Source organism: Rathayibacter sp. AY1G1, from assembly GCF_002932095.1.
GTDB lineage: Bacteria > Actinomycetota > Actinomycetes > Actinomycetales > Microbacteriaceae > Rathayibacter.
On the sequence record NZ_PSUZ01000001.1, the window covers coordinates 130,762 to 144,166 of the forward strand.

The window sequence follows — 13,405 nt, forward strand, 5'->3', positions numbered from 1 at the left end:
TCGATCGATGTCGGAAGTGCGTGGTGTCATCGGCGGCATGGATCTCTCCTTCGCCCTCGGCCTGGTGGTCGGCGCGCTCCTCGCGGGAGTCGTGGCCGTCCTCCTCGCCCGCTCCCGCACGCCCGACGCCGCCCTCGCCCTCGACCTCGCGACAGCCCGCGCCCGCGCGGAGGGCCTGGAGGAGCGCCACGAGGCCGTCGTCGAGCAGCACCGCGAGCACCTCGGCTCCGCCCGCGACCAGATCCGCGAGCTCCAGGAGCAGCTGCGCGTCGTCGCCGAGCGCGAGCGGCACGACGCGCGCATCCTGCAGACCCTCTCCCCCGTCGCCGAGAGCCTGCGCGGCATGCAGGAGGCGGTCGGCCGGCTCGAGCGCGAGCGCGCCGCCCAGTTCGGGGCGATCACCGAGCAGCTCGAGGGACAGCGGGCGGCGGGCGAGCAGCTGCGCTCGACGACCGAGACCCTCGCGTCCGCGCTCCGCTCCACCACGAGCCGCGGCGCCTGGGGCGAGACGCAGCTGCGGAACGTCGTAGAGGCCGCCGGGCTCACCCAGCGGGTCGACTTCGACGTGCAGTTCGGGCTCGAGGGCGAGGCGGGCCGCGGCCGCGCCGACATGGTGGTCCGCCTGCCCGGCGGCAAGGCGATCGCGGTGGACGCCAAGGTGCCGTTCGACGCGTACCTGGAGGCGAGCGCGATCCCCGCGGGCGCCGGCGGCGAGGAGGAGGCGCGGCGCGCGGGGCTCCTGCGGGCGCACGTCCGCGCCCTCCGCGGCCACGTGGACGCGCTGGCCGCCCGCTCCTACTGGACCGGTCTCCCGGCGAGCCCCGAGTTCGTCATCGCGTTCGTGCCGAGCGAGCCGCTGCTCGCGAGCGCGCTCGACGCCGACCCGAGCCTGCTCGAGTACGCGTTCCGCAAGCGCGTCGCCCTCGCCTCGCCCGTGACCCTGTGGTCGGTGCTGAAGACCGTCGCCTACACCTGGCAGCAGGACGTGCTCACCGACGACGCCAAGCGCCTGCTCGACCTCGGCAAGACGCTCTACGCCCGTCTCGGCACCCTCGCCGACCACGCCGAGGGCCTGCGCCGCTCGCTCGAGAAGACGGTCGACTCCTACAACGCCTTCGCCGGCTCGCTCGAGAGCCGCGTGCTGGTCACCGCGCGCCAGTTCGACTCCCTCGACGAGTCGCGCGTCATCGCCCCGGTCGGAGGAGTCGCCTCCTCGCCGCGCCGCCTCACCGCCGTCGAGCTGCTCGCCGCGGACGACGAGTCCGAGCGGAGCGCGTAGGGTCCCGGGTCCTCGCTGAGCGAGCACCGGGCGTGCAGGCCGGGCGCGAGCGGCGCCGTCCATCCGGCTCGACACCCGGACGACCGCAGCTCGCGACGGCGCTCCACCTCCGCGGCTCGGCGGAGGAGCGCCCGCGAGGCGTCTCGAGACCCGCCGCGGCCCCGCCCGCTCGCCTCGGTGACCGGGGCCGGTGTCCTTCCGCGTCCCGCACGCCGAAACGCCGCCGCACTCGCCGAGGCGCCGTCAGCGGAGCGGCGTCTCAGCGGCGGGGCGGCGTCTCGGAGAGACAGTGACGGCCTAGACCCACTTCTCCGCGAGGTGCTGGGCGGTCACGCGGCGGATGGTGCCCGAGCGGGAGCGCAGCACGATGGACTCCGTCGTGATGACGTGGCCCTCCTTGCGCACGCCCTTCACGAGCCCGCCGTTCGTCACTCCGGTCGCGACGAAGTAGGTGTTGTCGCTGCGGACGAGGTCGTTGGCGTGGAGGACGCGATCGAGGTCGTGGCCGGCGTCGATGGCGCGCTGGCGCTCGTCGTCGTCCTTCGGGCGGAGGATGCCCTGGATCACTCCGCCGAGCGCGCGGATGGCGCAGGCCGTGATGATGCCCTCGGGCGTGCCTCCGGTGCCGACGCACATGTCGAGTCGGGAGTCGTGGCGAGCGGCGTTGATGCCGCCCGCGACGTCGCCGTCGAGCAGGAGGCGCGTGCCGGCTCCGGCCGCGCGGATGTCCTCGATCAGCTGAGCGTGGCGCGGGCGGTCCAGCACCGCGATGCGCATCTCCTCGACGGGCTTGCGCTTGGCGCGGGCCAGGGCGCGGATGTTCTCGCCGATCGGGCGCTGGATGTCGATGATCCCGACGCCCTCGGGCCCGGTGACGATCTTCTCCATGTAGAACACGGCGGAGGGGTCGAACATCGCGCCGCGGTCGGCGACGGCGATCATCGAGAGCGCGTTCTGGCGCCCGGCGGCGGTCAGCGAGGTGCCGTCGATCGGGTCGACGGCGATGTCGGCGGCGGGCCCCGAGCCGTTGCCGACGTGCTCGCCGTTGAAAAGCATGGGCGCGTTGTCCTTCTCGCCCTCGCCGATCACGACGACTCCGTCGAAGTTCACGGTCCCGAGGAAGGTGCGCATGGCGTCGACCGCTGCGCCGTCGGCGGCGTTCTTGTCGCCCTTGCCGATGAAGGGCACGGCGCGGATCGCGGCGGCCTCGGTGGCGCGGACGAGCTCCATGCCGAGGTTGCGGTCGGGGTGGAGGTAAAACGAGTCGTTGTCGATCACAGAGTGGAGTCCTTCGTCGTCGAGTTCGTGCACGTCGTCGCAGGACCCGCGGAGCGGATCCCCATCCCTGCCCGAAGCCTAGTCCAGGGCCCTCCACGGGCGGAGGGACCGCGGAGGGGCGCCTCGCTAGACTCGTCCGCGACGCGGGCCTCGCCCGACCCCCCTTCGTTCATCCGTCAAAGGAGATGCCATGCCCGTCGCTACCCCGGACCAGTACGCAGAGATGCTCGACAAGGCGAAGGCGGGCGGCTTCGCCTACCCGGCGTTCAACGTCTCGTCGTCGCAGACGATCAACGCGGTCCTCCAGGGCCTCACCGAGGCGGGCTCGGACGGCATCATCCAGGTCACCACCGGAGGCGCGGACTACTTCGCCGGCCACACCGTGAAGAATCGCGCGGCCGGCGCGATCGCCTTCGCGAGGTTCGCGACCGAGGTCGCCAAGAACTACCCGGTCACGGTCGCGCTCCACACCGACCACTGCCCGCAGAACGCGCTCGAGGGCTTCGTCTACCCGCTGATCGCCGCCTCCGAGGAGGAGGTCAAGGCCGGTCGCGAGCCGCTCTTCCAGTCGCACATGTGGGACGGCTCCGCGATCCCGCTCGACGAGAACCTCGCCATCGCGAAGGAGATCCTCCCGCGCGTCAAGAACATCAACGCCATCCTCGAGGTCGAGATCGGCGTCGTCGGCGGCGAGGAGGACGGCGTCTCGCACGACATCAACGAGCACCTCTACACCACGCTCGACGACGCGATCGCGACCGTCGAGGCCCTCGGCTTCGGCGAGCAGGGCCGTTACATGGCCGCCCTGACCTTCGGCAACGTCCACGGCGTCTACAAGCCGGGCAACGTCCGCCTGCGCCCGGAGCTGCTCCGCGAGATCCAGGACGGCCTGCAGGCGAAGTACGGCACCGGCGCGCTCCCCCTCGACCTCGTCTTCCACGGCGGCTCGGGCTCGACCGACGAGGAGATCGCCGAGGCGGTCCGCAACGGCGTCGTCAAGATGAACATCGACACCGACACGCAGTACGCGTTCAGCCGCTCCGTCGCGGACACCGTGCTGAAGAACTACGACGGCTTCCTCAAGGTCGACGGCGAGGTCGGCAACAAGAAGGTCTACGACCCGCGCTCGTGGGGCAAGATCGCCGAGACCGCGATGGCCGCGCGCGTCGCCGAGGCGACCCGTCAGCTCGGCTCGGCCGGGAACTCCGGGAAGTAGGGCACCGCTCCGTGACGAACGCACACGATCAGCCGGGCGACAGGCGTCCGGAGCCGCAGTACGGCGAGTACGCGCCGCCCGGCTGGTCGTGGCAGCCGCCGGAGGACGCCGTGGTCGTCCCCGACCCGAGGGGGTCGGAGACCGATCCGAGGCCCGCGACCGCTCCGGCCGCGAAGCCCGTCGCGCATCCCGTCGACCGCCTGCTCACGATCGTGCTGCTCGCGCTCGGCGTGTTCTTCGCCGTGCCGACGCTGCTCGATCCCTCGAGCTTCGCGACGACCCTCCAGGAGCTCTACCGCTCCCAGGGCATCGGCACCTACGCGTCGCCGGAGCTCGCACGGATCCTCGGCGTAGTGGTGGCGCTCGCGCAGTCGCTGATCGTCGCCTTCGCGGTGTGGATCTCGATCCGGCGGCTCCGCGCCGGCAAGCGCGCCGTGCTCGTCCCGATCCTCGGGATCGCGGCGACCGTGCTGCTCTCCCTGATCGTCGCGGCGATCGCCATCCTGGGCGACCCGACGTTCGCGGAGTACGTCACGCGCATGTCGGGCTCGCAGGGCGGCGCCGGCACCGACGTCTAGCGTCGATCCCCGTTCCACCGCACACGGAAGAGGCCGCCGCTCCCGAGGGAGGGCGGCCTCTTCCGTGTCCGGGCCGGAACGCTCTAGGCGCCCGCTCCCGCGCTGATGCGTCCACCGACGCCGCGGGCGTCGCGCTTGCCGGCGACGTCCTTGCGCAGCTCCTTGGGGAGCGAGAACATCAGGTCCTCCTCCGCGGTCTTGACCTCCTCGACATCGCCGTACCCGGCGGCGGCGAGGTCGTCGAGGACCTCCTGGACGAGCACCTCGGGCACCGAGGCGCCGCTGGTGACGCCGACGGTGCGGATGCCCTCGAGCCATTCCTGCTTGATCTCGCTCGCGTAGTCGACCCGGTAGGCGGCCTTCGCGCCGTACTCGAGGGCGACCTCGACGAGGCGCACGGAGTTGGAGGAGTTCGCGGAGCCGACGACGATGACCAGCTCGGCGCCCGCGGCGACCTTCTTGATCGCGACCTGGCGGTTCTGCGTGGCGTAGCAGATGTCGTCGCTCGGCGGGTCCTGCAGGTTGGGGAAGCGCTCGCGGAGACGGCGCACCGTCTCCATCGTCTCGTCGACCGAGAGCGTCGTCTGCGAGAGCCAGACGACCTTGTCCGGGTCCTTCACGACGATGTTCGGCACGTCGTCGGGGCTGCCGACGAGGGTGACGTGATCAGGGGCCTCGCCCGCGGTGCCCTCGACCTCCTCGTGGCCCTCGTGGCCGATGAGGAGGATCTCGAAGTCGTCGCGCGCGAAGCGGACGGCCTCGCGGTGCACCTTCGTCACCAGGGGGCAGGTCGCGTCGATCGCCTGGAGACCGCGGTCGGCCGCGCCCTGGACGACGGCCGGTGAGACGCCGTGCGCGCTGAAGACGATGTGCGATCCCTCGGGCACCTCGTCGACCTCGTCGACGAAGATGGCGCCCTGGCTCTCGAGCGTGGAGACGACGTGCACGTTGTGCACGATCTGCTTGCGCACGTAGACCGGCGCACCGTAGTGCTCGATGGCCTTCTCGACGGCGACGACCGCGCGGTCGACTCCGGCGCAGTAGCCGCGGGGCGCGGCGAGGAGGACGCGCTTGCGGCCCTCGACGGGGACGTCGCGCAGACGCCCTGTGGCGCGGGGCATGCGCGGCATGGGCAGGCTGATCGGGACTTGGCTCACCCCCTGATTCTACGTGGTGCATCCTGTGCCCGGGCCGTCCCGGTGTCGGACCCGTCCCGTACCGTTGTCGTCGCGGGAGGGCACTCCCGTTCCCCCCGTCCCTCCGAGCAGAGGCAGCGATGACCGACGCCCCACCCACCGCCGACGCACCCTGGCCGGTCGGCCTGCTCGCCAGCAAGATCAAGGGCTGGATCGAGCGCCTCGGCACCGCGTGGGTCGAGGGCGAGATCACCCAGTGGGGCGCGTCCGGCGGCAACGTCTACGGGAAGCTGAAGGACCTGTCCGGAGACGCGACGGTCGGCTTCACCGTCTGGTCGTCGGTGCGGAGCCGCCTCCCGGCCGACCTCAAGCAGGGCGATCGGGTCATCGCGCTGGTGAAGCCCAACTACTGGGTCAAGGGCGGCACGCTCTCGATGCAGGTCTTCGAGATGCGCCACGTCGGCCTGGGCGATCTGCTGGAGAAGCTCGAGCGGCTCCGCCGGCAGCTCGCGTCGGAGGGGCTGTTCGACGCCTCCCGCAAGAAGCCGCTGCCGTTCCTCCCGCACGGCGTGGGCCTCATCACCGGCAAGGACTCGGACGCCGAGAAGGACGTGCTGCGGAACGCGCAGCTGCGCTGGCCGGCCGTGCGCTTCCGGGTGGTCCACTCGGCCGTGCAGGGCGACCGGACGGTCCCGGAGGTGCTCTCGGCCCTGCGGACCCTCGAGGCCGACGACAGCATCGACGTGATCGTGATCGCCCGCGGAGGCGGCGACTTCCAGAACCTGCTCGGCTTCAGCGACGAGGCGCTCGTGCGCGCCGTCGCCGCCTGCTCCACTCCGGTCGTCAGCGCGATCGGCCACGAGGCCGACCGCCCGCTGCTCGACGACGTCGCCGACCTGCGCGCCTCCACTCCCACCGACGCCGCGAAGAGGGTCGTGCCCGACGTCTCCGACGAGCTGCTGCGCGTGCAGCAGGCCCGGCTGCGGATGACCGGCCGCGTGAGCGGGCTCGTCTCGCACGAGATCGACCGGCTCTCGCAGCTGCGCTCGCGGCCGGTGCTCGCCCAGCCGCACGTGCTGGTCGACCGGCACTCCGAGGAGCTGACCCGCTGGGTGGCGCGCGGCGCCGAGCTGGTGGACCGCCGCCTCGAGCGCGCGCACCTCGAGGTCGAGCGCCTGCACGGCCACCTGCGCGCCCTCTCCCCCCAGCACACCCTCGACCGCGGCTACGCGATCGTCCAGAACGCGGCCGGGCACGTCGTCCGGGCGCCCGGTGACGCGCCGGCCGGCGGCGCACTCGTCCTCACGCTCGCGGAGGGGGCCGTCGGCGCCCGCTCCGAGGGGCCCACCGGCGATCCCGCCGGCCGGTCCTGAGCCCGCCGCGCCACCCGTCCCCCCTCAGCCCCGATCGATAGGATCAGACCCATGCCCGACTCCCCCGACGCCCCGGCGAACGACTCCGACGTCTCGGGATTCTCCTACGAGCAGGCGCGCGACGAGCTCGTCCGCGTCGTCTCCGAGCTCGAGCAGGGCAGCTCCACCCTCGAGCGCTCGCTCGCCCTGTGGGAGCGCGGCGAGGCCCTCGCCGCCCGCTGCGAGGAGTGGCTGATCGGAGCACGCGCCCGGCTGGACGCGGCCCGCTCCGGAGGGGCGGCCGCCGGATGAGCCGCGCGAAGCCCGCGCGGGTCGTCGCCGAGCTCGGGCGCCCGGAGACGGCCGCCGAGACGGCCGCACGCAAGGCCGAGAACTCCCGGCTCTACCGTCAGCGCAAGACGGTCAACAACCTCGTCTTCTCGCTGCTCGCGACCGTCGGCGCGGTAGCGCTCATCGTCCTGCTCGTCCCCCGCGGCGACACCGTGGAGCTCTCCTCGGTCGATGTCCCCCGCGTCGCCGCGCAGGTCCAGCTGGGCGAGGAGCAGACGCTCGCCGTGCCCTCCCTGCCCGAGGGCTGGAAGGCCAACGCGGCCGAGCTCCGCCGCGAGAACGGCACCGACTACTGGTACGTCGGCCTGATCACGCCGAAGGCGGGCTACATCGGCCTGAGTCAGGGGCTCGACGCGGACGCGGCCTGGGTCGCGACGCAGCTCGACCGCCGGGCGGCGACCGGCGTCGAGACGATCGACGGCCGCGACTGGACCGTCTACGACCACCGCGACTCCGGCGACGACACCGGCAACACGCCCTACGCACTCGAGACGACGGAGGGCTCCAGCACCTACCTCGTCTACGGCACGGCCCCGACGGACGAGATCCGCCTGGTCGTGGACGCCATCACCCCGCAGATCGGCCAGGAGGAGTCCCGATGAGCCTCGGAACCAGCAGCACCGTCCCCCGCGAGTCCCGCCCGCCGGCGTGGGTCTGGAAGGAGATGCTCCGCGGCAACCAGCGCTTCGTCGCAGGCGAGCCCCGCCACCCCCGCCAGGACGTCGAGCGCCGCGCCGAGCTCGCCGCCGCGCAGGCCCCGCTCGCTGCGCTCTTCGGCTGCAGCGACTCCCGCCTCGCGGCCGAGATCATCTTCGACCTGGGGCTCGGCGACCTCTTCGTCGTCCGCAACGCCGGCCAGGTGATCGCGGACTCCATCATCGGCTCGCTGGAGTACGGCGTCGCCGTCCTCGGCGTGAAGGTGCTGCTCGTGCTCGGCCACGACGAGTGCGGAGCGGTCCGGGCGGCGATCCAGTCGCAGGCGCCCGGCGCCGAGCGGCTCCCCCCGCACATCGAGCACCTGATCGAGCCGATCATCCCCGCGGTGCGCCGCCTCGTGGGCGCCCAGCCGGACGGCCGCGTGCTCGTCGACCCGTCGGCGACCGACGCGCTGGCCGTCGGCCGCGAGCACCTGCGCGACACGGTCGCCGAGCTGCTCCAGCGCTCCCCGCTGATCGCCGACGCGGTCGCGACCGGGCGGCTCGCCCTCGTGGGCGCCAACTACCGGCTCTCGGACGGCACCGTGATGTCCGATGTCGTGCTCGGCATCGATCCGCCCGAGCTCAGCCCCTACCTCTCCGAGCTGGAGCGCGACTCCGGCTCGGCCTCCTCCGCCGCCGCTCCGAGCGCGGTGGGATCGGATCCCGCGTGAGCGGCTCCGGACAGCACAGCACCAACCGATCAGACAAGGACGAACACAGCGTGGTGGATCACTCCCCGACCGACGACTCCGGCGACTTCCGCATCGAGCACGACACGATGGGCGAGGTGCGGGTCCCCCGCGACGCCCTCTACGCCGCGCAGACCCAGCGGGCGGTCGAGAACTTCCCGATCTCGGGTGCGGGCCTCGAGCCGGCCCAGATCGCGGCCCTCGCGCGCATCAAGAAGGCGGCGGCGCTGGCCAACGCCGAGCTGGGCGTGCTCGACGCCGACATCGCCACGGCGATCGCCGACGCGGCCGACCTCGTCGTCGGGGGCGGCTACGACGCGCACTTCCCGATCGACGTCTACCAGACCGGCTCGGGCACGTCCTCGAACATGAACATGAACGAGGTGCTGGGCTCGCTGGCGACCACGGCCCTCGGCCGCACCGTGCACCCGAACGACCACGTCAACGCCTCGCAGTCCTCCAACGACGTGTTCCCCACCTCGGTCCACGTCGCCGTCACCGGCGCGCTCATCGAGTCGCTGATCCCCTCGCTCGAGCAGCTCGCCGAGTCGCTCGAGGTCAAGGCGGAGCAGTGGACCGAGGTCGTCAAGGCCGGCCGAACCCACCTGATGGACGCCACCCCCGTCACGCTCGGCCAGGAGTTCGGCGGCTACGCCGCGCAGATCCGCCTCGGCATCGAACGCGTGCAGTCGGCGCTCCCCCGCGTCGCCGAGGTCCCGCTCGGCGGCACCGCGGTCGGCACCGGGATCAACACCCCCGCCGGCTTCCCGCAGAAGGTCATCGCGCGCCTCGCGGAGGAGACGGGCCTTCCCGTCACCGAGGCCCGCAACCACTTCGAGGCCCAGGGCGCGCGGGACTCGCTGGTCGAGGCCTCCGGAGCGCTGCGCGTGCTCGCGGTGAGCCTGACCAAGATCAACAACGACCTCCGCTGGATGGGCTCCGGCCCCAACACCGGCCTCGGAGAGCTGCGGATCCCCGACCTCCAGCCCGGATCCTCGATCATGCCCGGCAAGGTGAACCCGGTGATCCCGGAGGCCGTCCTCATGGTCTGCGCGCGCGTGATCGGCAACGACGCCACCATCGCCTGGGCGGGCGCCTCGGGTGCCTTCGAGCTCAACGTCGCGATCCCCGTCATGGGGACGGCGCTGCTGGAGTCGATCCGCCTGCTCGCGAACTCCGCCGTGCTGCTCGCCGACAAGACCGTCGACGGCCTCGAGGCCGACGTCGAGCACGCCCGCGCCCTCGCCGAGTCCTCCCCCTCGATCGTCACCCCGCTCAACAAGGTGATCGGCTACGAGGCCGCCGCCAAGGTCGCGAAGAACTCGGTCGCCAAGGGGATCACCGTCCGCGAGTCGGTCGTGGACCTCGGCTTCGTCGAGCGCGGCGAGGTGACGGAGGAGCAGCTCGACAGCGCCCTCGACGTCATGTCGATGACCCACCCCGGCTGAGCCCGGCCCTCCGACGGCCCGTCCCTGCGCTCGGCGCGGAGGCGGGCCGTCAGAGCACCAGCCAGAACCCCGTGAGCAGGAACGGTCCGAACGCGACCCGTCCGCGGACGCACAGCACGAGCACCCACAGCCCTGCCACCGCGAAGCCGACAGCGGGCGCGGCGACGACCTGCTCGGGTCCGAGAGCCGCGAGCGGCGGTGCGAGGGCCGCCTGGAGCTTCACGTCGCCGAGGCCCAGCCCGCCCGCCGCATGCAGCACGCCCAGGCACAGCACCGTCGCGAGGACGGCGAGAAGCGTCCCCGCCGTGGGCGCGAGGACGGCTCCGACCACCAGCAGCGGGAGCGTGACCGCGTTCGGGAGCCGGTGCCCGCGCACGTCCGCCAGCACCAGCGGCACACTCGCGAGCGCCACCGGGACGAGGCCGGGCGCCCGACCGAGGTGCGGGGCCCCGATCAGGAGGAGCACCAGGGCGCCGAGGAGCAGGACGGCCCGGTCGAGCAGAGATCCGCGGAGCATCCGCCGAGACTAGGGGGCGACGCCCTCGGGGCGTCGGAGTTCTCCACAGGGCGGCCCGCCGGCGTGCTCGGGCGGCGGCGGGTCCCATCCCGGCCTCAGTCGTGCGGCGGCAGCGGTCCCAGCAGGAGCGACGCCCAGGCGCCGTGCGCCGACGCGTCGTCGGAGGGGTGGAACTGCCCGGCGAGCACGTCGCGGTAGAGGCGACCGAGCTCCGACCGGCGCTGGTACGCCGACCCGCCCGCGATCCGGACGGCGCTCTCGACCGCGCGGAGCGCTCCCTCCGTGGTGCGGATCTTCACCCCCACCAGCGACGGGAACCAGCGCGCGCCCCGGTCGACGAGCGCGTCCACGTCGGCCGCCGCCGAGCGCAGGGGCGCCTCGAGCCCGTCGAGCAGCATCCCGGTCTCAGCCACCCGGTGCCGCACCTCGGGGTCCTCCGCCAGTGGCCGCCCTCCCGCCCGGAGGGAGGTCCGTCGGCGGACGGAGGCGACGGCGAGCTCGAGCGCGCGCTGCGCGACACCGAGGTAGACCGAGGAGATCAGCAGCTCGAAGGCCGCGAAGACGGCGAAGACGAAGGGGTCGGCGGTCGGTCCGACGGGCAGCGAGCGGATCATCCGCTCGGCCGGGACGACGACGCCGTCGAGCACCGTCGTGCGGCTCTGGGTCGCCCGCATGCCGAGCGTGTCCCAGTCGTCGCGGACCTCGAGCCCGGCGACCGGCGAGTCCGGGCGCTCACGGTGCACGAAGCCGTGCACGAGCCGCGGCTCCGTCCCGCTGTCGTCGCGGCCGAACACGCCGAGCCGCGTCCAGGCGGGCGCGAGGGAGGTGAAGACCTTCGTGCCGGTGAAGCGGTAGCCGCCGTCCCCGAGCGGCTCCGCCCGCGTCAGTGAGTCCGAGAGCACCAGGTCGTTGCCCGCCTCGCTGTTGCCGAAGGCGAAGACGTGACCCGCCGCGGCGTCGACGAGGACCGAGCGGAGGGAGTCGTCGCCCCGCTCGAGCAGGAGCCGCGCGATCCCGGTCCAGACCAGGTGCATGTTGACGGCGAGCGCGGTCGCGGGCGCGGCCGTCGCGAGGCGCGTCTGCTCGGCGGCCGCCTGCTCCAGGCCGAGGCCGGCACCGCCGAGCTCCTCGGGGACGAGCAGCGCCAGGTAGCCGATCGAGCGCAGCTCCTCCAGGTCGTCCGCGCAGAACGCGTTGCGCTCGTCGTAGTCGGCCGCGCGGGTGCGGAAGCGCTCGAGGAGCGCGTCGTCGAGGATGCTCACCCGTCCACGCTACGCCCCGGTGCCCTGCAGGGACGCGCCCGGCCCGGGGATCCTCGGATCCCACGGACCGGACGCACAGCGAGCCCGTCAGGCGAGCTCGTTCGACTCCAGCATCTCGGTGACCAGAGCGGCGATCGCCGAGCGCTCGGAGCGGGTCAGCGTGACGTGCGCGAACAGCGGGTGGCCCTTCAGCGTCTCGATCACGGAGGCGACCCCGTCGTGCCGGCCGACCCGGAGGTTGTCGCGCTGCGCCACGTCGTGGGTCAGCACCACCCGGGAGTTCTGCCCGACGCGCGAGAGCACCGTGAGCAGGACGTTCCGCTCCAGCGACTGCGCCTCGTCGACGATCACGAACGCGTCGTGCAGCGAGCGCCCGCGGATGTGCGTGAGCGGCAGCACCTCGAGCATCCCGCGCTCGATGACCTCGTCGAGCACGTTCTGCGACACCAGCGCCCCGAGCGTGTCGAAGACCGCCTGCGCCCAGGGGTTCATCTTCTCGGCCGCGTCGCCGGGCAGGAAGCCGAGGTCCTGGCCGCCCACCGCGTAGAGCGGCCGGAAGACCATGATCTTCTTGTGCTGGCGCTTCTCCAGCACCGCCTCCAGGCCCGCGCAGAGCGCCAGCGCCGACTTGCCGGTGCCGGCCCGGCCGCCGAGCGAGACGATGCCGACCTCCGGGTCGAGCAGCAGGTCGATCGCGAGCCGCTGCTCCGCCGACCGCCCGTGCAGGCCGAACACGTCCTTGTCGCCGCGGACCAGCGTGATCTGCCGCTTGCCGGTGACCCTCGCGAGAGCGGAGCCGCGGTCGGAGTGGACGACGAGTCCGGTGTTGACCGGGATGTCGGCCACGACGTCCGTGAAGAGCCGCTCGCGGTCGTAGAGCTCGCTCATCGCGTCGCCGCCGAGCGTCACGTCGTCCATGCCGGTCCAACCGGACTCGGGGGCCTGCTCCGCCAGGTACTCCTCCGCGGCGAGGCCGATGGAGGCGGCCTTCACGCGCATCGGCATGTCCTTGGACACGACGGTGACCGCGGCGCCCTCGCTCTGCAGGTTGAGCGCGACGGCGAGGATCCTCGCGTCGTTGTCGCCCATCTGGAGCCCGCTCGGCAGCACCGACATGTTCGAGTGGTTGAGCTCGACGCGGAGCGTGCCGCCGCGGCCGACGGCGATGGGGAAGTCGAGGCGCTCGTGCTGCACGCGCAGCTCGTCGAGGCGGCGCAGGGCCTGCCGGGCGAAGTAGCCGATCTCGGGATCGTTGCGCTTGCCCTCGAGCTCGCTGATGACGACGATCGGCAGCACGACGGCGTGCTCCGCGAACCGGAACATCGAGGAGGGATCCGACAGCAGCACCGAGGTGTCCAGGACGTAGGTGCGGAGGAGCTGATCGGCCGGATCCGAGGAGCCGTGCTGGACACGGCGGTGGACGCCGCCCTGCGTCCCGGTCTGCGGATCCATGCCCTGGGGAACTGTCACGACGACTCTCCACACTCCGGGGGCCGGAGCCCCCGGCTCATGTCCTCGAGCCGGTCTCATCGGTGCGTGTCGTGCACCGCGCAGTGTCCCTTCGGCGTCTGCGCGATGTCGAGCCGTACTTCTGTGGCCGT

At 72.7% G+C, this 13,405-nt stretch carries 13 protein-coding genes; 8 read left to right on the forward strand and 5 right to left on the reverse strand.

Annotated elements, in window-relative coordinates; genetic code table 11:
* The first annotated feature begins 37 nt into the window (after nucleotides 1-37).
* Nucleotides 38-1,279 carry a DNA recombination protein RmuC gene (locus C5C36_RS00585; protein WP_208543606.1) on the forward strand — a complete coding sequence of 414 codons (1,242 nt, stop codon included), beginning with the start codon at nucleotides 38-40 and terminating at the stop codon, nucleotides 1,277-1,279.
* Between the two features lie 297 nt (nucleotides 1,280-1,576).
* On the opposite strand, the gene glpX is transcribed toward C5C36_RS00585, so the two are convergent.
* The gene (gene glpX / locus C5C36_RS00590; protein WP_097165697.1) at nucleotides 1,577-2,509 is read right to left on the reverse strand and encodes a class II fructose-bisphosphatase; all 933 of its coding nucleotides are present in this window, start codon (nucleotides 2,507-2,509) and stop codon (nucleotides 1,577-1,579) included.
* Between the two features lie 238 nt (nucleotides 2,510-2,747).
* On the opposite strand from glpX, the gene fbaA reads away from it, so the two are divergent.
* Together fbaA and C5C36_RS00600 are read left to right on the forward strand one after the other, a co-directional pair.
* Complete coding sequence (fbaA, locus tag C5C36_RS00595) at nucleotides 2,748-3,773, forward strand: class II fructose-bisphosphate aldolase (RefSeq protein ID WP_104224414.1); 1,026 nt, start codon at nucleotides 2,748-2,750, stop codon at nucleotides 3,771-3,773.
* A gap of 11 nt (nucleotides 3,774-3,784) precedes the next feature.
* Complete coding sequence (locus C5C36_RS00600; protein WP_104224415.1) at nucleotides 3,785-4,351, forward strand: DUF6264 family protein; 567 nt, start codon at nucleotides 3,785-3,787, stop codon at nucleotides 4,349-4,351.
* An 83-nt stretch (nucleotides 4,352-4,434) separates the two neighbouring features.
* Here the strand turns inward: C5C36_RS00600 and C5C36_RS00605 are convergent, their stop codons facing one another.
* On the reverse strand, nucleotides 4,435-5,481 hold the full coding sequence (locus tag C5C36_RS00605) for a 4-hydroxy-3-methylbut-2-enyl diphosphate reductase (protein WP_104225527.1): 1,047 nt from the start codon (nucleotides 5,479-5,481) through the stop codon (nucleotides 4,435-4,437).
* Nucleotides 5,482-5,627: 146 nt separating this feature from the next.
* On the opposite strand from C5C36_RS00605, the gene xseA reads away from it, so the two are divergent.
* Genes xseA through C5C36_RS00630 form a run of 5 tightly spaced genes read left to right on the forward strand, consistent with a single transcriptional unit; the run spans nucleotide 5,628 to nucleotide 10,025 of the window.
* Nucleotides 5,628-6,860: an exodeoxyribonuclease VII large subunit gene (gene xseA, locus C5C36_RS00610; protein ID WP_104224417.1), complete on the forward strand. Its 1,233-nt coding sequence runs from the start codon at nucleotides 5,628-5,630 to the stop codon at nucleotides 6,858-6,860.
* 51 nt (nucleotides 6,861-6,911) lie between these two features.
* The gene (locus C5C36_RS00615; RefSeq protein ID WP_104262471.1) at nucleotides 6,912-7,151 is read left to right on the forward strand and encodes an exodeoxyribonuclease VII small subunit; all 240 of its coding nucleotides are present in this window, start codon (nucleotides 6,912-6,914) and stop codon (nucleotides 7,149-7,151) included.
* The gene (locus C5C36_RS00620) at nucleotides 7,148-7,792 is read left to right on the forward strand and encodes a DUF4245 domain-containing protein (protein ID WP_104225525.1); all 645 of its coding nucleotides are present in this window, start codon (nucleotides 7,148-7,150) and stop codon (nucleotides 7,790-7,792) included. The genes C5C36_RS00615 and C5C36_RS00620 overlap by 4 nt, the downstream gene beginning before the upstream one ends.
* Nucleotides 7,789-8,559 carry a carbonic anhydrase gene (locus C5C36_RS00625; protein WP_219814135.1) on the forward strand — a complete coding sequence of 257 codons (771 nt, stop codon included), beginning with the start codon at nucleotides 7,789-7,791 and terminating at the stop codon, nucleotides 8,557-8,559. The genes C5C36_RS00620 and C5C36_RS00625 overlap by 4 nt, the downstream gene beginning before the upstream one ends.
* 50 nt (nucleotides 8,560-8,609) lie before the next feature.
* Nucleotides 8,610-10,025 (forward strand): aspartate ammonia-lyase, encoded by a 1,416-nt coding sequence (locus C5C36_RS00630; protein ID WP_104309078.1) that lies wholly within the window; start codon nucleotides 8,610-8,612, stop codon nucleotides 10,023-10,025.
* Nucleotides 10,026-10,074: 49 nt separating this feature from the next.
* Here C5C36_RS00630 and C5C36_RS00635 read toward each other — a convergent pair whose 3' ends face one another.
* The 3 genes from C5C36_RS00635 to C5C36_RS00645 form a co-directional block, all read right to left on the reverse strand.
* Nucleotides 10,075-10,542 (reverse strand): prepilin peptidase, encoded by a 468-nt coding sequence (locus C5C36_RS00635; RefSeq protein WP_104262470.1) that lies wholly within the window; start codon nucleotides 10,540-10,542, stop codon nucleotides 10,075-10,077.
* A 95-nt stretch (nucleotides 10,543-10,637) separates the two neighbouring features.
* The gene (locus C5C36_RS00640; RefSeq protein WP_104262469.1) at nucleotides 10,638-11,804 is read right to left on the reverse strand and encodes an acyl-CoA dehydrogenase family protein; all 1,167 of its coding nucleotides are present in this window, start codon (nucleotides 11,802-11,804) and stop codon (nucleotides 10,638-10,640) included.
* Nucleotides 11,805-11,891: 87 nt separating this feature from the next.
* On the reverse strand, nucleotides 11,892-13,256 hold the full coding sequence (locus C5C36_RS00645; protein WP_104224423.1) for a PhoH family protein: 1,365 nt from the start codon (nucleotides 13,254-13,256) through the stop codon (nucleotides 11,892-11,894).
* Nucleotides 13,257-13,405: the final 149 nt, after the last annotated feature.

Excerpts from the sequence above, each read along its gene's own strand:
- C5C36_RS00585 (WP_208543606.1), top strand. The coding sequence starts at position 38 with ATGGATCTCTCCTTCGCCCTCGGCCTGGTGGTCGGCGCGCTCCTCGCG.
- glpX (WP_097165697.1), bottom strand. The coding sequence starts at position 2,509 with ATGGAGCTCGTCCGCGCCACCGAGGCCGCCGCGATCCGCGCCGTGCCC.
- fbaA (WP_104224414.1), top strand. The coding sequence starts at position 2,748 with ATGCCCGTCGCTACCCCGGACCAGTACGCAGAGATGCTCGACAAGGCG.
- C5C36_RS00605 (WP_104225527.1), bottom strand. The coding sequence starts at position 5,481 with ATGCCGCGCATGCCCCGCGCCACAGGGCGTCTGCGCGACGTCCCCGTC.
- xseA (WP_104224417.1), top strand. The coding sequence starts at position 5,628 with ATGACCGACGCCCCACCCACCGCCGACGCACCCTGGCCGGTCGGCCTG.
- C5C36_RS00615 (WP_104262471.1), top strand. The coding sequence starts at position 6,912 with ATGCCCGACTCCCCCGACGCCCCGGCGAACGACTCCGACGTCTCGGGA.
- C5C36_RS00620 (WP_104225525.1), top strand. The coding sequence starts at position 7,148 with ATGAGCCGCGCGAAGCCCGCGCGGGTCGTCGCCGAGCTCGGGCGCCCG.
- C5C36_RS00625 (WP_219814135.1), top strand. The coding sequence starts at position 7,789 with ATGAGCCTCGGAACCAGCAGCACCGTCCCCCGCGAGTCCCGCCCGCCG.
- C5C36_RS00635 (WP_104262470.1), bottom strand. The coding sequence starts at position 10,542 with ATGCTCCGCGGATCTCTGCTCGACCGGGCCGTCCTGCTCCTCGGCGCC.
- C5C36_RS00645 (WP_104224423.1), bottom strand. The coding sequence starts at position 13,256 with ATGGATCCGCAGACCGGGACGCAGGGCGGCGTCCACCGCCGTGTCCAG.